Origin of the sequence: Shimia sp. NS0008-38b (assembly GCF_040370365.1) — a bacterium.
In the GTDB taxonomy this organism is placed as follows: domain Bacteria; phylum Pseudomonadota; class Alphaproteobacteria; order Rhodobacterales; family Rhodobacteraceae; genus Shimia.
The window spans coordinates 118387-139356 of record NZ_BAABWQ010000004.1 but is presented as its reverse complement, the minus strand read 5'-3'; the positions used below and the strand labels follow the sequence as shown (position 1 = coordinate 139356).

At 56.5% G+C, this 20970-nt stretch carries 17 protein-coding genes; 9 read left to right on the top strand and 8 right to left on the bottom strand.

Annotation, left to right across the window (positions count from 1 at the left end; genetic code table 11):
- Positions 1–20 precede the first annotated feature (20 nt).
- The gene (gene xylF / locus ABWV47_RS17425; RefSeq protein WP_353314195.1) at positions 21–1034 is read right to left on the bottom strand and encodes a D-xylose ABC transporter substrate-binding protein; all 1014 of its coding nucleotides are present in this window, start codon (positions 1032–1034) and stop codon (positions 21–23) included.
- Positions 1035–1241: 207 nt separating this feature from the next.
- Between xylF and ABWV47_RS17420 the strand changes: the two genes are divergently transcribed.
- Positions 1242–2435 (top strand): ROK family protein, encoded by a 1194-nt coding sequence (locus ABWV47_RS17420; protein ID WP_353314193.1) that lies wholly within the window; start codon positions 1242–1244, stop codon positions 2433–2435.
- Positions 2425–3966, top strand: coding sequence for a CRTAC1 family protein (locus ABWV47_RS17415; protein WP_353314191.1), 1542 nt, complete (start codon positions 2425–2427; stop codon positions 3964–3966). Before ABWV47_RS17420 ends, ABWV47_RS17415 begins: the two co-directional genes overlap by 11 nt.
- Before the next feature lie 19 nt (positions 3967–3985).
- Here the strand turns inward: ABWV47_RS17415 and ABWV47_RS17410 are convergent, their stop codons facing one another.
- From ABWV47_RS17410 to xylB, 3 genes are all read right to left on the bottom strand, one after another.
- Positions 3986–5299, bottom strand: coding sequence for a cytochrome-c peroxidase (locus ABWV47_RS17410; protein ID WP_353314189.1), 1314 nt, complete (start codon positions 5297–5299; stop codon positions 3986–3988).
- A 91-nt stretch (positions 5300–5390) separates the two neighbouring features.
- Positions 5391–6695 carry a xylose isomerase gene (gene xylA, locus ABWV47_RS17405; protein ID WP_353314187.1) on the bottom strand — a complete coding sequence of 435 codons (1305 nt, stop codon included), beginning with the start codon at positions 6693–6695 and terminating at the stop codon, positions 5391–5393.
- The gene (gene xylB / locus ABWV47_RS17400) at positions 6692–8146 is read right to left on the bottom strand and encodes a xylulokinase (protein WP_353314185.1); all 1455 of its coding nucleotides are present in this window, start codon (positions 8144–8146) and stop codon (positions 6692–6694) included. Before xylB ends, xylA begins: the two co-directional genes overlap by 4 nt.
- Positions 8147–8418: 272 nt before the next feature.
- Between xylB and ABWV47_RS17395 the strand changes: the two genes are divergently transcribed.
- The 3 genes from ABWV47_RS17395 to ABWV47_RS17385 all read left to right on the top strand — a co-directional run bounded on the left by ABWV47_RS17395 (position 8419) and on the right by ABWV47_RS17385 (position 12036).
- On the top strand, positions 8419–10869 hold the full coding sequence (locus tag ABWV47_RS17395; protein ID WP_353314183.1) for a heavy metal translocating P-type ATPase: 2451 nt from the start codon (positions 8419–8421) through the stop codon (positions 10867–10869).
- The gene (cueR, locus tag ABWV47_RS17390; protein ID WP_353314181.1) at positions 10866–11252 is read left to right on the top strand and encodes a Cu(I)-responsive transcriptional regulator; all 387 of its coding nucleotides are present in this window, start codon (positions 10866–10868) and stop codon (positions 11250–11252) included. Before ABWV47_RS17395 ends, cueR begins: the two co-directional genes overlap by 4 nt.
- Before the next feature lie 70 nt (positions 11253–11322).
- Positions 11323–12036, top strand: coding sequence for a ZIP family metal transporter (locus ABWV47_RS17385; RefSeq protein ID WP_353314179.1), 714 nt, complete (start codon positions 11323–11325; stop codon positions 12034–12036).
- 57 nt (positions 12037–12093) lie between these two features.
- Here the strand turns inward: ABWV47_RS17385 and ABWV47_RS17380 are convergent, their stop codons facing one another.
- Both ABWV47_RS17380 and ABWV47_RS17375 read right to left on the bottom strand, forming a co-directional pair.
- Complete coding sequence (locus ABWV47_RS17380) at positions 12094–13659, bottom strand: 2-isopropylmalate synthase (RefSeq protein WP_353314177.1); 1566 nt, start codon at positions 13657–13659, stop codon at positions 12094–12096.
- A gap of 16 nt (positions 13660–13675) precedes the next feature.
- The gene (locus tag ABWV47_RS17375; protein ID WP_353314175.1) at positions 13676–14032 is read right to left on the bottom strand and encodes a cupin domain-containing protein; all 357 of its coding nucleotides are present in this window, start codon (positions 14030–14032) and stop codon (positions 13676–13678) included.
- A 390-nt stretch (positions 14033–14422) separates the two neighbouring features.
- On the opposite strand from ABWV47_RS17375, the gene ABWV47_RS17370 reads away from it, so the two are divergent.
- The gene (locus ABWV47_RS17370) at positions 14423–15082 is read left to right on the top strand and encodes an SDR family NAD(P)-dependent oxidoreductase (RefSeq protein ID WP_353314173.1); all 660 of its coding nucleotides are present in this window, start codon (positions 14423–14425) and stop codon (positions 15080–15082) included.
- A 73-nt stretch (positions 15083–15155) separates the two neighbouring features.
- Here the strand turns inward: ABWV47_RS17370 and ABWV47_RS17365 are convergent, their stop codons facing one another.
- Entirely contained in the window at positions 15156–16562 is a 1407-nt protein-coding gene (locus tag ABWV47_RS17365; RefSeq protein WP_353314171.1) for a 2-isopropylmalate synthase, read from the bottom strand.
- A gap of 224 nt (positions 16563–16786) precedes the next feature.
- On the opposite strand from ABWV47_RS17365, the gene ABWV47_RS17360 reads away from it, so the two are divergent.
- The 3 genes from ABWV47_RS17360 to ABWV47_RS17350 all read left to right on the top strand — a co-directional run bounded on the left by ABWV47_RS17360 (position 16787) and on the right by ABWV47_RS17350 (position 19462).
- Positions 16787–18445, top strand: a complete 1659-nt coding sequence (locus ABWV47_RS17360) for an NAD+ synthase (RefSeq protein WP_353314169.1) — start codon at positions 16787–16789, stop codon at positions 18443–18445.
- Positions 18446–18482: 37 nt separating this feature from the next.
- Positions 18483–18830 carry a RidA family protein gene (locus ABWV47_RS17355; protein ID WP_294113537.1) on the top strand — a complete coding sequence of 116 codons (348 nt, stop codon included), beginning with the start codon at positions 18483–18485 and terminating at the stop codon, positions 18828–18830.
- Between the two features lie 137 nt (positions 18831–18967).
- Positions 18968–19462 carry a hypothetical protein gene (locus ABWV47_RS17350; protein WP_353314167.1) on the top strand — a complete coding sequence of 165 codons (495 nt, stop codon included), beginning with the start codon at positions 18968–18970 and terminating at the stop codon, positions 19460–19462.
- 145 nt (positions 19463–19607) lie between these two features.
- Here the strand turns inward: ABWV47_RS17350 and gltX are convergent, their stop codons facing one another.
- The gene (gene gltX / locus ABWV47_RS17345; protein ID WP_353314165.1) at positions 19608–20933 is read right to left on the bottom strand and encodes a glutamate--tRNA ligase; all 1326 of its coding nucleotides are present in this window, start codon (positions 20931–20933) and stop codon (positions 19608–19610) included.
- Positions 20934–20970: the final 37 nt, after the last annotated feature.

Genomic DNA, 20970 nt, shown 5'->3' with positions numbered 1-20970 from the left:
AGCGGAGGGACAGTATTTTATCAGTTACATGCAGCGTTGGAAGAACCCGCGCACAGCACGTCTTTCTCGATCCAGCCTGCATCCAGAACTGCGTTCAGGTTGTCGGCGGTCACAGGAACCGGTGCCAGGAACATGGAGTTCATTGTGGTGCCACCTGGGGAAGTCCACTCAGCTGCACCGTCAACGGCGTTGCCGCCAGCCAGAGCAACAGCGATTTCACCAGCCGCTGCGCCCAGAGCGCGTGCGTCTTTCCATACGGAAACGGTCTGAGTACCCGTTGCAACACGGTTCAGAGCAGCGTGGTCGCCGTCCTGACCGGACACTGGAATACCTTCCATGCCTTGAGCTGTCAGAGCAGCCACAACACCACCGGCGGTGCCGTCGTTTGAAGCCACAACTGCGTCAACTTTGTTGTCAACAGATGTCAGGATCTGTTCCATGTTGCGCTGAGCGTTGGCTGGAACCCAGCCATCAGTGTAAGCTTCGCCAACGATTTTGATGTCGCCGGAGTCAATCGCTGCCTGCAGGATTTCCTGCTGACCACCGCGCAGGAAGTCTGCGTTTGGATCGGTCGGGGAGCCTTTGATCATCACGTAGTTGCCTTTAGGCATCGCTTCGAGAACGGCGCGGGCCTGCATGCGGCCAACTTCGACGTTGTCAAAGGTCAGATAAAATGCACGTGCGTCTTCGATCAGACGGTCATAGGCAACAACAGGGATATCTTCGTCGGCTGCGGCTTGAACAGCTGGACCAACCGCAGATGCGTCTTGTGCCAGAATGATCAGAGCGTCAGCACCTTGAGCGATCAGGCTCTCAACATCAGACAGCTGCTTAGCAGAAGAGCTCTGTGCGTCAGCAGAGATGTATTTCGCGCCAGCAGCGTCCAGAGCACTCTTGATGGCTGCTTCGTCAGTCTTCCAGCGTTCTTCCTGAAAGTTCGACCAGCTCACGCCGATTACCAGATCGTCTGCCAGTGCTGCAGTGCTCATGAATGCGCCAGCGAGTACCGCTGTCGCGGATGCGAATAGTTTCATAGTTTCCTCCCAATGTGTGACCCGGCGTATGGCGACGTGAATCGGTTATGAACCGGGTGTCGCCAATCGTAGCGTAATAAATTTGTAAATCAAATTAAATCGGCTAGCCTTGCAAAAAACCAGACAACTCCGGCATGGTGCGGCACCCGCTGACACAGGGCACTGGGCTGGAGTGACACGTGTTTGGCCTTGGGAGGAGATGACGAAATGTCTGTAAATCAAAGAGAAATTGGCCGCCGTGTGCTATTTGGTGAAATTCGCAGACATCAGCGCATTCCTCGCATTAGATTGAGTGAGCAGACAGGAATCAGCCGCGCAACTGTTACAACCATCACCGCTGAATTGCTGCGGGAAGGGTTGATTGAAGAAGTCACCAGCGACTCACAGGACAAAGACAGTCGCCGCGGACGACCCAAAGTGAACCTCAAAGTTCGAGGTGGGGCGCGGTTGATTGCAGGCGCCAAAATTTCGAAACAAACCATTTCTTTGGTGCTGCTGGATTTTGAAGGCAGACAGCTGGCGGAACATGAGGCGGATCTCGACAAAGCGGTGTTTGATGCTGATGCACTGGCCGCGCTTTTGGCGCAGTTGGTGGATGTGCTGGCGCAGAAAGTCGGGCTTGGCCTTGCGGATGTATCAGGTCTTGGTGTCGGTATTGCGGGTATTGTGGACGCGCCTAACGGCTTTGTGCATTGGTCACCATCATTAACTTCGCGCAATGTTGCCTTCGGGCCGGTTCTGGAGGCCGAGCTCGGCATTCCGGTGTTCTTAGACAACGACGCCAACCTGGTTGCCATGGCCGAAAAGAGCTTTGGGTTGGGGCAGGGCCACAGTGATTTCATTGTTGTGACCATCGAGAGCGGTGTCGGAATGGGCATTGTCATCGGCGGCGAGATTTACCGCGGCACGCGCGGAAGTGGCGCGGAATTCGGCCACACCAAAGTGCAGTTGGAGGGCGCGTTGTGTCGGTGCGGTCAACGAGGGTGCTTTGAAGCCTATGTGGCGGATTACGCCTTGCTGCGGGAAGCCTCTATTGTTGGCGGAGATATGGCACAGTGGAAGGTGGATGACGTTTTGGCGGCGGCCAAGGATGGCCATGCCATGGCGGCGTCCATTGTGAAAAGATCTGGGAGCATGTTTGCGATGGGATTGGCCAATATCGTCAATATCTTTGATCCAGAGCTGATCATTTTGGCGGGGGAACAAATGCAATCCAGCCACCTGTACGCCGAAGAAGTGATTGATGCGATGCGCAAGCTGATTGTGCAAATCGACAAAGCACCACCCGAAGTTGTGGTGCACAAGTGGGGCAACCAAATGTGGGCGCGAGGGGCTGCCGCCTATGCGCTTGAGAACGTGTCTGAGCTCGCTCTGCAAGGGATGGCTGAGCATGTGGCTTAAATATCTGGCCGTGGCCGGAACGGTTTTTGCAGGAGTGGCGCAGGCCGAGGTGCGGTTCGAGCCGGTGGTCGTGCCTGAACACACCTATGATGGCGGCTGGGAATTTTATGTGGGCGGCGGCGTAGCGGCTTTTGATTGCAGTGGCAATGGTTTGCCAGATCTGTTGGCCGCTGGCGGTGAAAACCCGCTGAAGCTTTTGCGCAATCGCAGTCAAAGAGGCGGCAAAGTGATCTTGGAGGCCGCAACGCCCGCCAGTTTGCAGATCACAGATGTAACAGGTGTCTACCCCCTCGATATTGATGGGGACGGGTGGCAGGATCTGGCGCTTTTGCGGGTCGGCGAGAACCTGGTGCTGAAAGGCGGGCCAGATTGCAGCTTTGCCCCAATGGAGTTGGCGGGGTTTTCCGGTGGCGATGCTTGGACCACCGCATTCTCTGCCACGTGGGAAGGTGCAAACGCGCTGCCGACGTTGTCATTTGGCAACTACGTTGATCGTGAGAACCCAGCGGGGCCGTTTGAGGCTTGTGACGACAATGATTTGTATCGACCCGATGGAGACGGCTATGTGCATAGTCTTCTGACGCCGGGGTTCTGTCCCTTGTCGATCCTGTTTTCAGACTGGGGGCGGCACGGTAGGGCAGATCTGCGCATGAGCAACGATCGGCACTACTACGTAAAGGGCGGCGCAGAACAGCTTTGGGCAATGGAGCAGACCCCACGCCTGTACGGGGAAGACGATGGCTGGGCGACCCACATGCTTTGGGGCATGGGGATCGCTGAGCGTGATCTTGATTTTGATGGTGTCAGCGAGGTGTTCTTGTCCTCGATGGGCGACCAGAGACTTATGACGCGCACAGACGACATTGCGCCGACATTTGAAGATGTGCCTTATGCTTTGGGCACGTCAGCGCACCGGCCTTACGTTGGCGGGGACGGGCGCCCTTCCACCGGTTGGCATATTGCGTTTGGTGATGTGACCAACGACGGATTGGACGATGTCTTTATCGCCAAAGGCAATGTGCAGCAGATGCCCGGAGCCGCGATGGACGATCCCAACAACCTGCTTGTGCAGCAGCCTGACGGATCGTTTGTGGAGCGCGGCGATGTGGCCGGAATTGCCTCTTTGGCCCGCAGTCGCGGCGCCGCGATGGTCGATCTAAACCACGATGGCCTGCTTGATCTGATTGTGGTGAATCGACGGGCGCCTTTGGAAGTTTATCAAAACGTGTCCTCGGGCACCGGAAACTGGATTGCTTTGAAAGTCTTAGGTGAGGGCTCCAACGTGGACGCCGTTGGGGCTTTCATTGAGGCGCAGGTTGGCGATCGGACCTATGTGCGGGAGATCACAGTTGGTGGTGGGCATGCGGGGGGCGTGTCTGTGCCTCATCACTTTGGATTGGGGGACGCCGAAGCCGTGAAAGTGCGGATTACGTGGCCTGACGGCCTCAGTGGAGACTGGATTGAGGTGCCGGTCAATGGCAGCTGGACCGTGTGGTCTGACGGTCCGGTCACAGTGCTGTCTGAATACTAAGGGGCGGTCGCTGGTTTGGCTAGTTCGCGAATTGGTCCATCGGGAGCCCTGAGGGGACGGTCTCTGGAACGCCAAGCCGTCCTTTGAGTGCGTCGTAATCCGTCAGGCTTTCGAGGAAGGCAAGGATGTCCGCCACCTCTTGGTCGGTGAGTGCGACCGGATTGAGCTCGTTGGCGCCTGCGATTTGAAGCACCTCAATCGGCAGAGACATCACTTTGAAATCATTTTCAAATTCACCGTCGGAATAGGTGGCGTTGTCCGCCGTGTATTGCATCAGGCTGGCCACCGGATCAAGGTGATGGCGGACAATCGCCTCCAATGACGTGTAAGCACCGTTGTGGCCGTATGGCCCGGTTTGCTTGATATTGCGCAAAGTTGGTGTCCGGAACCGATAGAAGTCCTCGTCGGCCCCGGTCACCCGGCCACGGCCGATGTCGCGGTTGTGGCGTTCAAACGGCGCAGCTTTGCCAGGGCCGATTTGTGGCAGCGCAATCGCATGAAAACTGTGGTCTGTTTGAAATTGGCCAGCGTGGCACGTGCTGCAATTTGCTCTGCCATAAAACAAATCCATGCCGCTCATGGCTGCGTCAGAAAGCGGTGTGCCATCGCGTAGGTGGTTGTCAAAGGGAGAGGCGTCAGCGCGCCACTCGAAAGTGATGAATGCCGCGATAGCGTTTGCAATGTCATGAAACTCGATTGCGGCGTCTGCGCCGATTACATCATCAAAGGCGGCGCGGTAAGCGGGAATGGCTTCGACCCGTTGCGCCAGAATATCCCATGCACCGCCGGGCCCGGTCAACTGGCCCAGGCGCACAGCTTGGCTGACATCGTTTTCCGAGTAGTGTCCTGCCATTTCGTCTCCCGAGAGCACCGGGAACATGGCCTGTGCAGCGAGGGCGTTGTTAAAGCCCATTTCCATTTCACGCCCCAACGGGGTGCGGATGCCCGATGGGCGGGAAGGGTCATCTTGTAGACGGCCGTCATGAAAGAAGGTGGTGAATTCGGTGGCGCCCAGATTCCAGAGGGCAGGTGCATTTCGCGGAATGCGCTTTTCTGGCGGGTTCTCCGGATCAATCTTGCGCTGAAGACCAAGCCCGGAAGCCCCATCACCGAGACCAAGCGAGACCCCGTCAGATGTGCCAAGATCCGGGTGATGGCAGGTGGCACAAGACACCGTTCGGTTTCCAGATAGAATAGGGTCGTAGAACAGAAGCTGACCAAGTTTGACCTCTGTCTGACTTTGTTCCGGGAACACCGCATCCGCGCTTGGCAACGCATCGGCGTTGGCAAATGTGGGAAGAAAGGCGGCGGTACAGAGCAAGAGGTGGCGCATGGCTTGTCTTTCTTGATCAAAAGCCCTCCACGCCTAACTATGGCGCAAAGGGCTCGTGATGTTTTTATAAGTTTTGTTTTCGAACAAATACTTAAACGAAGCGGTTCACGTAGTTCTCCAAGATTTCCTGACGGCCGGATTTCGGCGACGGGCTGATTTTACCGCTCAAAACATCCTCATAGGTGCCGTCCAAATCGCCAGCGAGCATCGCTTTGGATTCAGCCGTGTCCCAACCAGCGTAGCGTTCCTTCAGGGCGTCCTCAAGACCCCCATCTTGAAGCATTGCCGCCGCCGCTTTCAGACCTCGGGCACATACATCCATGCCGCCAATGTGAGACGCGATCAGATCTTCGGCGTCCAGAGACTGGCGACGCAATTTCGCATCAAAGTTGGTGCCGCCGGACTTCAGTCCGCCGTCTTTGAGGATGTGGTAGTAAGACAGCGCCACTTCCGGAACGTTGTTTGGGAATTGATCGGTGTCCCAGCCAGACTGATAGTCATTGCGGTTCATATCGATCGACCCCAACACGCCCAGTGCCGTGGCCGTCGCAATTTCATGCTCAAAGCTGTGACCTGCGAGGATCGCGTGGCCTTGCTCCAAGTTGAGTTTGACTTCGTTTTCAAGGCCATACTTCTTCAGGAAGCCATAGCATGTTGCCGCGTCAAAGTCATACTGATGCTTGGACGGCTCTTGTGGCTTGGGCTCAACAAGGATCGTGCCTTCGAAACCGATCTTGTGTTTGTAGTCCACAACCATATTCAGGAAGCGGCCCATATTGTCGAGCTCACGGCCCATGTCGGTGTTGAGCAGAGTTTCGTAGCCTTCACGACCGCCCCAGAGCACGTAGTTTTCGCCACCGAGCTTCTTGGTGGCATCCATGCAGGTTTTCACAGTTGCTGCAGAATAGGCAAAAACCTCAGGATCTGGGTTGGTTGACGCACCTGACATCCAGCGACGGTTGCTGAACATGTTGGCGGTGCCCCAAAGCAGTTTGGTTGCGCGGGTGCTCATTTTTTCTTCAAAGTAATCAATGATCTCTTCGAAGTTCTTCAAGCTTTCAGCAAAGCTGTCGCCTTCTGGTCGGATGTCGGCGTCGTGCCAACAGAAGTAGGGTTGGCCGAGGATGTCAAACATCTCAAACGCGGCATCAGCCTTGACCTTGGCCATGTCCATCAGGGTCTGTGGGTGCCACGGGCGCTCAAAGGTCTGGCCACCAAAGGGGTCGCCACCTTCCCAAGCAAACGAGTGCCAGTAGGCAACAGCAAAGCGCAGGTGATCCTCCATACGTTTGCCCATGACGATTTCGTCTGAGTTGTAATGGTGGAACGCCATTGGGTTGGTGCTGTCTGGTCCCTCGTATTTCACGGGTGCGATGTTTTTGAAAAAGTCGGTCATTGTTGCAGGGCCTTTATGCCGGGGTAGGATTTTACGAAACCGGCATAGGCGGTCTCGTAGCTGTCTCGCAATTCGCTGCGGGGGGGGACTGTTGTGCCGATGGCCGGTTTGGTCATAACGGCTTCTGGATCAGCGCCGGTGGCGGCGCAGATCGCCAAGCGCGCCGCGCCAAGTGCCGCGCCAAATTCACCTGCCTCTGGAAGAGAAACGGGCAAATCCAACAGGGTGGCGATCAATTCAACCCAGTAAGGCGATTGTGCGCCGCCGCCGATGGCGATCAGGTGATCAAGGTGCGCACCGGTGGATTTGAGCGCTTCGTAGTTGTCGCGCAGAGCAAAGGCGACGCCCTCAAGCACTGCTTGTGTGAGCGCTTCGGGCCCTGCATTGATGTCGATGTTTAGGAATGCGCCGCGAATTTCGGCGTCATTGTGCGGAGTACGTTCGCCTGAGAGATAGGGCAAAAAGCGCATCGTGCCGGGGCCGGAAATGCTGTCGCCAAGGGCTTTGCTCAGATCCGCAGGGGACTGTCCAAGGTTCTTCGCCAGCCAGTTGAGACTGTCGGTGGCTGCCAGTATCACGCCCATCTGGTACCAACGACCCGGGACTGCGTGACAAAACGTGTGCACCGCGCTTTCAGGCTTGGGCGCATATGCTCCGCGTCCAGTCAACAACACACCAGAGGTGCCCAATGACACAAACCCGTCGCCTTCGTTGAGCGCGCCAATGCCACATGCGGCGGCGGCGTTGTCGCCTGCGCCTGCAGCCACAATCACACCTTTGGGCAGGCCAAGTTGCGCAGCAATGGTGTCTTGCACAGGGCCGATTGCTTCAGACCCTTCAAATAGAGCGGGCATTTGATCTGCGCGCATTCCGGATGCGGCAAGAAGCGTTTCGGACCAGTTGCGCGTGCCAACGTCAAGCCAGCTGGTTCCTGCGCTGTCGGACATATCTGAGGCATATACACCGGTGAACCAAAAATTCAGATAGTCTTTTGGTAGCAAGACTTTGGCGGTTTTTTCAAATAGGTCTGGTTCATTGTCAGCAACCCAAGCGACCTTGGGTGCGGTGAAGCCCGGAAACACGATGTTGCCGGAAAGATCGCGCACGTTTGGTGTGCGGTCCAGCTTTGCAGCTTGGTCCACCGAACGTGTGTCATTCCACATCATACAGGGGCGCAGCGGTGTGCCCGTGTCGTCCAGTAGATTGGCCCCGTGCATGTGCCCCGAAATACCTATGCCTTTGATGGCGGCAACTTCATGAGGGAAGTCGGCCTTCAGCTGGGCAAACACATCTTTGCAGGCGTCGATCCAGCTGGATTGCGTCTGTTCACTCCATCCAGAGTGTGGCCGCGTGGTGTCATATATTGCCTCGCGCGCAGCAATAACGTTCTGCGATGCATCAATAAGCAGCGCCCGTAAACCGGACGTGCCCAGATCGAGTCCCACAAACATGGGCATCCTCCCTAAGTCTCCTCGACTTAATTTTTGCCTCAAATTAAATGTGAGATCAAACGGAAAATCGTTTTTGGGGAATAATACTTGGATGGTGCTCGACCCACACAAGCGGACACCCCTGTGTATGTTGATAAATAGCGGATTATGCTGCGATGCAGCTTGAAACGCGGGTTTCACCAACTTTGCCGTGAACGATGTCTTGACCCTCCAGCGGCTGGAACCTTTATAGGGAAGGTGGCACGGCGCGCGACTCAAGGGCTAAGAGATTCATGACTACACTGACATTCCAAATTGAAGGGCTGAGTTGCGCTGGTTGCGTTGCCCGTGCTGAGAAAGCTCTTGGGGGCGCGGCGGGGGTGCAGGCAGCTCAGGTGAACTTGGCAGATGAAACTGCGCGCGTGGACGTGGACGGTGCGCTTCAGGATGTGGTTGGGGCGTTGCAAAAGGCAGGGTATCCGGCGCGCGAACAGGGTGTCGTGCTGGATGTCGCGCAGATGACCTGTGCCGGTTGTGTGCGGCGCGTAGAGCAGGCTCTTGCAAATGGCCCGGGTGTCCTGTCAGCGGAGGTCAATTTTGCAAGCGAAACAGCGACGGTGCGGTATTTGGAAGGTGCAATCACACCTGAGGACCTTGCGGCGTTGAGTGCGAAGGCCGGGTATCCGGCGCAGCTGCCGCAGGCAGAGGGGGCCACTGCGGACCGCAAGGCAGATGAGGTGGCGCAGTTGCGGCGCGATGTATGCATTGCGGCGGTTCTGGCGCTTCCGGTGTTCGTCGTTGAGATGGGCGCGCATCTGTTTCCTCCTTTTCACCACTGGTTGATGGCACATTTCAGTATGTCAGCGGTGCACATGGCGCAGTGGGCACTGACCACTATATTGTTGGCCGGACCCGGGCGGCAATTTTATCTCAAAGGATTTCCGGCTTTGTTCAGGGGCGCGCCGGAGATGAATTCTTTGGTCGCAATTGGAACGGGCGCGGCCTACGTGTTTTCGGTCGTTTCCACTTTTGCGCCAGGCTGGCTGCCTACGGGAACGGCCAACGTCTATTTTGAGGCCGCAGCGGTGATTGTGGTGCTCATCTTGGTGGGGCGCTGGATGGAGGCGCGGGCCAAAGGGCGCACAGGGGAGGCGATCCGTCAGTTAATGCAGTTGCAGCCGCCGGTCGCGCGCGTCGAGCGTCACGGCGGTGTACAAGAGGTGCCCATTGCGCAGGTGGTGGTGGGAGATGTTCTGCACCTGCGACCAGGTGAGCGCGTGGCCGTGGACGGGCACGTGCTTGATGGGCATTCTTATGTTGATGAAAGTATGATGTCCGGCGAGCCGACCCCTGTCGCCAAAAGTGCAACAGATGCGGTGGTTGGCGGGACAATCAATGGTCAGGGCAGTCTGCGGTATCGAGCAGAGAAGGTTGGGGCGGACACTATATTGTCCCAGATCATCGCCCTGGTGCGGGATACGCAAGGCGCAAAACTGCCGGTTCAGGCGCGCGTGGATCGGATCACAGCGGTGTTTGTGCCTGTGGTGATTGGAATTGCCGCTTTGACGTTTTTTGTGTGGCTTATGGTTGGTCCGCAACCTGCGTTTGGCCACTCGGTTGTCGCGGCGGTGGCGGTTTTGATTATTGCCTGCCCCTGCGCGATGGGATTGGCAACGCCGACGTCGATTATGGTGGGCACAGGGCGTGCTGCGCAATTGGGGGTGTTGTTTCGCAAGGGCGAAGCTTTACAGGGCGCGCAGGCCTGCCGGGTTGTGGCCTTTGACAAGACGGGCACTTTGACCAAGGGCCTGCCATCATTGACCGATTTCCACGTGACACCCGGCCACTTTGCGGATGAGGTTTTGAGGCTCGCGGCATCGGCGGAGCAGGGGTCAGAACATCCCTTGGCGCGTGCATTGGTGCAAGCCGCTGAGACGCGCGGGATGGCGCTAGCGGAGTGTACGGCCTTTGAAGCGCATGTTGGATTTGGGGTGTCGGGGACTGTTCAGGGACAGCGGGTCATGGTTGGTGCGCAGCGGTTCATGGCAGCAGAAAAGTTAGACGCATCACACCTTCACGCACAAGCTGCGGCGCTGGCAGAGCAGGGCAAAACGCCAATCTTTGTTGCTGTTGATCGCGGGGTTGTCGCTGTGGTGGCCGTGTCAGACCCGGTAAAACCCAGTGCGAAAGCAACCATCAAAGCTTTGCAGGCGCGTGGTCTGAGTGTGGCGATGATCAGCGGCGACGCGCGCCAAACGGCCAAGGCGCTGGCGGCGCAACTGGGTGTCGATCATGTGGTTGCTGAGGTGATGCCTGCGGGCAAGGTGGATGCAATCGAGACCCTGCGGACACGGTTTGGTCCAGTGGCTTTTGTTGGAGACGGCATCAATGACGCGCCTGCTCTGGCGGCAGCGGATGTTGGCGTTGCCATTGGCACCGGCACAGATGTGGCGATCGAGGCGGCGGATGTGGTGCTGATGTCAGGTGATGTGCGCGGTGTGGTCACCGCATATGATCTGAGTCAGCGTGTGATGAGAAATATCGGGCAAAATCTGTTTTGGGCGTTTGGGTACAATGTCGCTTTGATCCCGGTGGCGGCAGGCGTGTTGGTGCCTCTTGGCGGGCCGGCATTGTCGCCGATGTTTGGAGCGGGTGCGATGGCGCTTTCAAGCGTTTTTGTGCTGAGCAACGCCTTACGGTTGCGGCGGGTACAGCCTGCGTTGGCGGAGGAGAAAGAAGTATGAATATCGGAGAAGTTGCCAAGCGGTCGGGACTGCCGGCCAAAACCATCCGTTATTATGAAGACATAGGGTTTGTGACCCCAGCGCGGGGTGACAACGGATATCGCAGCTTCGGCGAGAAAGAGCTTCACAAGCTGACGTTTCTGGGGCGTGCGCGTGGTCTTGGTTTTTCGATTGAGGATTGTCGCACCTTGATGGCGTTATATGAGGATCAGGGGCGCGCCAGCGCGGATGTGAAGCGCGTGGCGCAGCGGAATTTGTCGGAGATCGATGCCAAGATCGCAGATTTACAGGCCATGCGTGGCACACTCAGCCATTTGGTGGCGAATTGTGCAGGGGACGGACGACCGGATTGTCCCATTTTGGAAGACTTGGGGCGGGGCTAAATCTGCAACAGTTGTACCCGCTGCGACATCAAGGGTTTCTCGTTCTCCAACATGGCATTAGCGTTTGGGAATGACGCCACTTACACATGCTTTGCTTTTGTCACTGTTGTCCGGGCTGGCGATACCGCTTGGGGCGGTGCTGGCGCGTTTGGAACATATCTCTGATCGCTGGTTGGAAACGCGTGTTCTGAAGTCCGTGACAGCGTTTGGTGGTGGTGCGCTTTTGTCTGCCATTGCGCTGGTGTTGGTGCCAAAAGGGGCAGAGGCCCTGCCTGTCACGTTTGCGGTGGCGTTGTTGCTGTTGGGCGGCGTGTGTTTTGCATTGATCGACAAAGCGCTGGCCCGCGCAAGCGGCAGTGGCGCATTGGTATTGGCAATGCTGTTGGACTTTTTGCCTGAGGCAATGGCGCTTGGGGCGCTATTGGTGACTGAGGCTGCCACTGCAAAGTTGTTAGCGGCGATGATGTTTTTGCAAAATCTACCAGAAGGCTTTGCTGCGTTTCGGGAGATTTGGGGAAAGGGTCGGATTTCGCCCGCAAAGGTTTTGCTGATTTTTGTTGTGCTGGCGGGCTTGGGGCCACTGTGCGCGTTTGTTGGTTTCAGGTTCCTTGCCGCAGACCCCGAGACCCTGGGCGCGATCATGATTTTTGCGGCTGGCGGTATTCTTTATTTGGTGTTTCAGGATGTGGCACCAGAGGCCCATGAGAAGGGGGCGTTTTCACCCGCGGTGGGAGCTGTGGCTGGGTTCGCGCTTGGGCTTGCTGGGGACATGATCATTGGGTGAGAACGAAAAGAGCCGCCTAGAGAGGCGGCTCCAATTCTTGATGATTGAGTCTAGAAATCAGGCGAGGTCTTTGTAGGAAACCTCTTTGGTGTCCGCGCCTTCGCCTACTTTGTCACGACGTACGAGAAGGCGGTTCAAAGCGTGAATGTACGCCTTGGCCGACGCAACAACCGTGTCGGTGTTGGCCGATTGACCTGTGGCAATCACACCGTCTTCTTCCAAGCGCACAGCAACAGTTGCTTGTGCATCGGTGCCCTCCGTCACGGCGCTCACCTGATAGAGTTGCAGGCGGGCGGCGTTGGGATGGATTTGGCGGATCGCTTTGAAGGTGGCATCGACAGGGCCGTCACCTTCGCAGGTGGCGGAGACGTCTTTGCCATCGACTTCCATCTCAATCGTGCTTTCAGCTGGGCCGCCGGTGCCACACACCACTTTCATGGACACAAGTTGCAGTCGGTCGTCTTCGTCTTCGCCGCTGTCAGCACGCACAAGCGCGATGATGTCGTCGTCAAACACCTCTTTCTTGCGGTCAGCCAATTCTTTGAAGCGCACAAAGATGTCCTTGAGCTGGTTGTCACCGACTTCAAAGCCGAGTTGCTCCAGCTTGTCACGCAATGCCGCACGGCCAGAGTGCTTGCCCAAAGGCAGCGATGTGCCGGACAGCCCCACGTCTTCCGGGCGCATGATCTCAAAGGTTTCTTTGTTTTTCAGCATGCCGTCTTGGTGGATGCCGCTTTCGTGCGCAAACGCATTTTTACCAACGATGGCTTTGTTGAACTGCACTGCGAAACCAGAAACCGTGGCCACGCGCCGCGAGATGTTCATCAGCTTGGTGGTGTCGATACCAGTGGACCAAGGCATGATGTCATTGCGCACCTTGAGTGCCATCACAACCTCTTCCAAAGCGGTGTTACCTGCGCGTTCGCCCAGACCGTTGATGGTGCATTCGATCTGACGTGCGCCACCAGCCACAGCGGCCAGCGAGTTGGCTGTCGCCATACCAAGATCGTTGTGACAGTGTGTGGCAAAGATGACATCATCCGCGCCCGGCACGGTTTCGATCAGTTTCTTGATCAGTTCGGCGCTTTCCATCGGGGCGGTGTAGCCGACGGTGTCGGGGATGTTGATTGTGCTTGCGCCCGCCTTGATGGCGATCTCAATCACGCGGCAGAGGTAATCCCATTCGGTGCGGGTGGCATCCATTGGCGACCACTGCACATTTTCACACAGGTTGCGGGCGTGGGATACGGTCTCATGGATCTTGTCAGCCATCTCATCCATGGAAAGGTTTGGAATTGCTCGGTGCAGCGGAGAGGTGCCGATGAACGTGTGAATGCGGTTTTTCTCCGCATGTTTCACCGCCTCCCAGCAGCGGTCGATATCGGTGATATTGGCCCGTGCGAGACCGCAGATACGAGAACGAACGGAGTTCTTAGCGATCTCGGAGACAGCAGCGAAGTCGCCCTCTGAGGCAATTGGGAAACCCGCTTCGATGATGTCCACACCCATGTCATCAAGCATGCTGGCAATTTCCAGCTTCTCGTCGTGGGTCATGGTGGCGCCAGGGCTTTGCTCGCCGTCGCGCAATGTGGTGTCAAAAATCAGGACTTTGTTGTCAGACATTGTTTCTTGTTCCTGTTCAGATATGCGGTTTGGGGGCAGGCGGCGTGTCGCTGTCCCCACTGTTGGGTTCGCCTTTGGGCTCGATCAGAAGGACTTTGACCTCCTGCTCAGCTCGGGGGCGGTGAATTTGACCTTTGGGGACAATGACCAGTTCGCCTGGGCCGAAGGTGACCGAGGGCGCGTTGTCGTAGTCCATGGTCACGCTGCCCTCCAACACCAGAAAGAAATCATCGGTGGTGGCGTGTTGGTGGAAGGCGTATTCGCCCTGAAACTTGACGACCATGACGTCGTTGTCATTGTAGCTGGCGACCACATGTGGATCCCAGTGGCTTGAAAAATGAGAGAGTTTTTCAGCGAGATTGATTTTATGCATTTGAAATTCCTAGTGTCCTGAAAGTTGTCAGAAACCGGTTGGGTTTGGGACATTCGACGCGAAGATGTCTCCTCTGAGCACGTGCGCCGACAGGGTCACGCTCAGAGGCGGACTAGGAGTAGGTCAATGCCACGGGCAAAGGGCGCCGGAAGGCGCGCGTCAGTTGCGATATGTTTGATCGTGGTCATAGCAGGGAGTTATACATGTCGGCAGGTAAATGAAAAGCCAAAAAAGTTCATGGTTTTCTGGTGGCAGGCGCAGTGGAAACTTCGATACTTTGCTCCTCCCAGAGCGGGCTGTGTTCACCTCTGAATGTTCTTGTCCAAGGGAAGAATAGACATCCATTGACCGCGGCGCAGCGTACTAAAATAGAACGATGAGGAGGAAACCGTGCGAGCTTTGGTTATTGGGGACAGTGGTGGGATCGGGGAAGCCGTGGCAGATCAGGCGCGGGTGCGGGGGGATGAGGTTGTTGGACTGTCGCGGCGGCGTGATGGTTTGGAGTTTGCGGCGCCAGAGACAGTTGAGCGGGTTTTGTCAGGCATATCAGGGCCGTTTGACATGGTGTTTGTTGCCACTGGTGCCTTAAGCAGCACCGATGTGCGGCCGGAGAAGGCATTGCGTGAGCTGACAGCCGCTGAGATGGCGGCGCAGTTTGCGGTAAACACCATTGGTCCTGCCTTGGTCATGAAGCAGCTCGGACGTTGGTTACCGCGCCAAAGCCGGAGCGTGTTTGCAGTGTTGTCAGCGCGCGTTGGCTCAATTGGAGACAACAGAGCAGGTGGTTGGTATTCGTATCGAAGTTCTAAGGCGGCGCTCAATCAAGTGTTGCACACTGGGGCGATCGAGGTGGCGCGTACGCACAAGCACGCCATATGTGTTGCGTTGCATCCGGGGACCGTTGAAACAGACTTTACCGCCAGTTACCCAGCCCACAAGAAGGTCGGTCCAAGGGAGGCTGCAGAAAATCTTTTGTCGGTGCTTGAGGCGCTGACACCTCAGGAGAGCGGTGGTTTCTTTGACTATAGCGGTGCTCGTGTGCCGTGGTAGTAGGGCAAGCCGTGAGACAAAAACAAAAGCCGCGCAAAATGCGCGGCTTTCTTACATTGTGAAGTGCGGCGCACTAGCCGTCGTTTTGTTGGGTGTCTTGTGTGAGTGACCCGTCCGCCCAATTGCCGCTGCGCTCTTCGCCGGAGGCATATTTCATGGTGCCCTCGCCTTGGCGCTTGCCGCCTTTGAAAGTGCCCTCGTAAATGTCGCCGTTGGCATAGGTGGCCACACCGACCCCCTCGATTTCGCCATCTGCCCATTCGCCGGAGTAGCTAAAGCCATCTGGCATCACGATTTCTCCGATGCCGTCGCGCTGGCCGCTTGAAAACTGTCCCGTATAAACAGCGCCATCGGCATATGTGGTTTTGCCCATGCCATGACGTTGGCCTTCGTGCCATTCGCCTTCATAGCGGTAGCCATCAGCGTAAGTCATGACCCCACGGCCATGGTTTTTGGCGTCTTTGAAGTCACCTTCATAGATCAGGCCGTTGGCATAGACGGCTTTCCCAACGCCGTTGATGACACCGGCGATCCAATCGCCTTCATATGTCGAGCCGTCGGTATAGGTGATCTTCCCTTGGCCTTCGACGAGGTCATCGACAAATTGCCCATCATAAATCGAGCCATCGGAGTAGGTGACGCGACCGTTTCCTTCCATGACGCCATCAACCCAATTGCCGACGTACTGGTAGCCTTCGCTACCTGAAAAGGTGCCTAGGCCGTGGCGCAGATCACCGTTGAAGTCGCCCTCATAGGTGTCGCCATTGGCATAGGTCACCATGCCTTTGCCTTGGCGTTGCCCGCCAACCAGATCGCCGACGTAGACGTCGCCGTTGGGTTGGGTAAGCGTGCCGTTGCCGTCAATTTGACCGTCAACCCAGGTGCCTTCGTAGACCAGTCCACCGGGCATGGTCAGGCGACCTTGTCCAGCGCGCGCCCCGTCTTTCACCTCTCCATCATAGATGGTTCCGTCTTTGTAGGTGATTTTGGCAAGGCCTTCTTTAATGCCGCCAACCCAGTCACCTTCGTAACGGTATCCGGAGGGTGTGATCATCACACCCTTGCCGTGATGATTGGCGTTTAAGAACTGCCCCTCATAGCGGGCGCCATTTGCATAAGAGACCACGCCAGTGCCAGTGATCTTCCCATCGGTCCAGTCACCCTCGTAGGTGCCATTGTCAGTAAAAGTGATCTTGCCAAATCCATGTGGCTTGCCTTTGGCAAAAGCGCCTTCGTAGACGGAGCCATTGGGAAACCGAGCCATGCCTTGACCCAGGATCTCGCCGTCGACCCATTCGCCTTCGTACTCATATCCATTCGGCAGTCGGTAGATCCCGGTCCCATGTTGCAAGCCACCTTTGAAAGTGCCTTCGTACACGCCGCCGTCATCATATTGCTTGGTCAGAACTTGGCTGTCCTGTGCGAAGGCGGCTGTGCCGGCCAACAGGATGGCTAGTGTAAGTGCCTGTGTTCTGCTCATATTTTGTCGTCCCACTTTGGCCTCAAACTGAATGTGAGGCACATCCCCATCACCTTGCGGTGTTTTGCGTGATTTTAGGGCATGGTCTGTTCTGGGGCAAACTGTTTTGCAAAATTTGCAGGTTTCGGCAAAGGGATGTCGACATATGGATAATGTTTGCGCTTTTCCCTGCGGCTGTGTCTGCTACATCTTCGATCATACGCAGGGCGTTAGGGAAGAAGACCATGGCAGATACATTTCGTTTGACTTTGGCGCAGGCGAACCCGGTGATGGGTGATGTGGCGGGCAATGCTGATACGGCGCGCAGTGTTTGGAAACAGGCCAAATCAGCAGGTGCGGACATGGTGGCGTTTCCCGAGATGTTTGTCGTGGGCTACAATGCGCAAGACCTGATCCTAAAACCCGCATTGCAGGCCGCAGCTTTGGCTGAAATCGAGAAGTTGGCTGAGGACTGCGCAGACGGCCCTGCTGTCGCGATTGGTGGACCTCTGTCCAAAGACGGTTTGTTGTACAATGCCTATTTCGTTTTGAAGGGCGGGGAGATTGTCCATACTCAACTCAAACATCATCTTCCAAATTACACAGTGTTTGACGAGGAGCGTTTGTTCGTGCAGGGCCCAATGGGGGGGCCGTACAACGTAAACGGTGTACGTATTGGATCCCCGATTTGCGAAGATGCTTGGTTCGGAGATGTTCCTGAAACGCTTGAGGAAACGGGTGCCGAAATTCTCATCGTGCCAAATGGTTCGCCCTATTATCGCGACAAATTTGACCGGCGCATGAACCACATGGTGGCGCGTGTGGTCGAAACAGGGCTCCCCCTTGTTTATCTTAACATGGTTGGTGGACAGGACGATCAGGTGTTTGATGGTGGCTCATTTGTGCTCAACCCCGGCGGGCAGTTGGCCATGCAGTTGCCGGTGTTTGACGAAGCTGTGGCGCATGTAGATTTTGAACGTACCGACGAGGGTTGGCGTTGCAAAGAAGGGCCAAGAGCGGTTTTGCCGGCTGGCGAGGAGCAAGACTATCGTGTCTGTGTCGAAGCGTTGCGCGATTACATGAACAAAAGCGGCTTTCAAAAGGTGCTTCTGGGACTATCCGGGGGGATCGACAGCGCGCTTGTGGCGACCATTGCGGTTGACGCGCTTGGCGCGGACAATGTGCGCTGTGTGATGTTGCCGTCAGAATATACGTCCCAAGGCTCTCTTGATGACGCTGAGGACATCGCAAAGCGTCTTGGTGTGCACTACGATTATGTGCCAATTGCCGAGGGGCGCGCGGCGATCACCAACACGTTGGCGCCCTTGTTTGCAGGCTTGGAGCCGGGGTTGGCGGAGGAGAACATTCAAAGCCGTTTGCGTGGCCTTTTGTTGATGGCCATGTCCAATAAGTTTGGCGAGATGCTGCTGACCACAGGCAACAAGAGCGAAGTTGCAGTGGGATATGCCACAATTTATGGCGACATGGCGGGCGGGTATAATCCGATCAAAGACATGTACAAAACCCGCGTGTTTGAGACCTCGCGCTGGCGCAACAATGTGCATCGGGATTGGATGAATGGGCCGGAAGGCGAGGTCATTCCGGTGGCCATCATCGACAAGCCGCCGTCTGCCGAATTGCGGCCAGATCAGCGCGACGATGACAGTCTGCCCCCCTATGATATCTTGGATGCGATCCTTTACATGCTGGTGGATGAGGACAAATCTGTCGCAGATTGTGTCGCCGCGGGTTATGCGCGGGAGACCGTGAAGCGCGTGGAGCATCTGGTCTATATCAGTGAATACAAACGTTTCCAGTCGGCACCCGGCGCGCGGTTGAGCAAGAAGGCGTTTTGGCTGGACCGGCGCTATCCGATTGTGAACCGGTTCCGCGATCCGAGCTGAGCGGCAGCACTAACGTAGAATTATCAGGGGCTAGACCATGATTGAGCGCAAACACACGGGCACACGGATGTCCAAAATCGTCATCCACAATCAGGTGGCATACCTGTGTGGTCAGGTCGGCGCGGGCGACACGGTTGCCGAGCAGACGCGCGATTGTCTGTCTCGTGTGGATGCATTGCTGGAAGAGGCGGGATCGGATCGCGAGCATATCTTGCAGGCCATTGTGTGGCTGTCTGATATGGCCGATTTTGCCGAGATGAATGCGGTTTGGGATGACTGGGTGCCGGAAGGCCACGCGCCTGCTCGGGCCTGTGGCGAGGCTAAGTTGGCGCGGGATGTGCTGAAGGTTGAGGTGATCGTGACGGCTGCTGTGAAGGGCGGTTGAGAGAACTTTGCCGGGTTGGTGGAACGATTTTCTCACAACTTTTTATCAGCGGCGGACGGCTGGTTTGAGCCCATGTTGACACAGTTTACGACCCAATTGTAAAAATAACTTGACGCCCCATAAGGATGTTGAACGTCATGCGCGACAAAAACAGTGTTGAGTGGATGTATGCCTATGAGGTTGGCCCATTTAGCCGTTTGTTTGTTCCACTTCTTTCCGCAGGTTTTGCCGTTGGTGGGTTGCAAAGTATCGCAATACCGGTGGCGAACGGTGCGGTTGAAGAAAGTCTATTTAGTGTCGCGGCTGGAGCAGGGTTTCTAATTGTTGCGGTGATTTTGCTTCGCTGGCTCTACAGAAACAGTCAATCATCTAAGTCGGTTCGCCTTTTTGCCGACAGAGTCCAGCTTCCGATGACGAAGGGCGACGATGACGGGGACTATCTGAGTTTTCACGATGTTCTTGATACAATAGTGGAGAGAGAACTTCACGATCATGGCCCTGCCTTAATCGTGTCCACACAGTCAAAGCCTGTGGCTTACAAGAGTATGTACTTCGATGGTTACAGGAAATTTGAGGATTTCTGCGATCGTTTTGAAAGCGCAATAGAAGCTTTCAAGTACCGCCAAGCTTAGTTGGTCATCTCGGTAGTTTTACTCGCAAACCCAACGGAAGCTTCGTCCCGCAAAGCTGACACTTGTTCTTAAGGTGCCGTGTTGTCGTGACCTAAAAATTTCGGCGCATCCCCTTTTGGGAACGCGCTGTTTTCGTTTGAGAGACTTAACCGCGTGCCTTGATGACTTGCAACAGCGGCATCAGGGACGCCATGTCGGGGCCGTTTTTCTGGCCCGTGACGGCCTTGCGCAATGGCATAAATAGGCCACGTCCCTTGCGGCCGGTGGCGTCTTTCACCGCAGCGGTCCACGTGGCCCAAGTGTCATCGTCATAAGGGCCTTCTGGCAGAAGTTTCATGGCTTCGGCGATGAACTCTTTGTCTTCGTCGTCGATCTCTGGCTCGGCACCATTGGTGTAAAGATCCCACCATTTGCCCAGATCGTTGAGCGTGGTGATGTTGTCGCGGGTGACGTTCCAGAAGCGCTCGGCTTTGTCGGCGGGCACACCTACGGCGGCCACGGCGTCTGCCACATCTGCGAGCGGTGTCTCCTGCAGCACTTTGGCGGTCAGCGGGTAGAGGTCTTCGACGTCGAATTTGGTCGGCGCGGCGCCAAATTTGTTGATGTCAAAGCCATCCGCAATCTCCTCTAAGTTGGCGCGCAGCTCCATTGGGTCGGCGCTGCCCAGACGGGCCATGAGGCTCAGGAGGGCCATCGGCTGTACACCCGCTTCACGCAGGTCGCGCAGGGCCAAAGTGCCCAGCCGTTTGGAGAGCGCTTCGCCCTGTGGGCCGGTCAGCAGGGAGTGGTGCGCGAAGTTTGGCACCGCGCCGCCAAGGGCTTGGATGATCTGGATCTGGGTCGCGGTGTTGGTGACGTGGTCAGAGCCGCGCACCACATCGGTGATGCCGTAGTCGATGTCGTCACAGACAGAGGCCAGCGTGTAGAGGAACTGGCCGTCGGCGCGGATCAGCACCGGGTCGGACACGGAAGCGGCGTCAATCGAGCGGTCGCCCAGAATGCCGTCAGTCCATTCGATGCGGGTGTGATCCAGCTTGAAGCGCCAGTGGCCGTTGCCGCGCTCTGCGCGCAGTTTGGCTTTCTCGTCGTCCGACAGGTTTAGCGCCGCCCGGTCATAGACCGGCGGTTTGCCCATGTTGAGCTGTTTCTTGCGTTTCAGATCCAGCTCGGTTGGGGTTTCAAAACACTCATAAAACCGGCCCATGTCGCGCAGTTGCTGTGCGGCGTCCTCGTAGCGTTCCAGACGGTCGGACTGTTTTTCGATGCGGTCCCAGGTCAGGCCGAGCCATTCGATGTCCTGCTGGATGGCGTCGACATATTCCTGTTTGCTGCGCTCTGGATCGGTGTCGTCAATGCGCAGGATGAAGGTGCCGCCAGCTTTGCGGGCGATCAGATAGTTCATCAGCGCGGTGCGCAGGTTGCCAACGTGAAGGTAGCCGGTTGGCGAGGGGGCAAAACGAGTGGTCGTCATGGGATTCTCCTGTTGCGCTTCCCATTCCACACCCGGA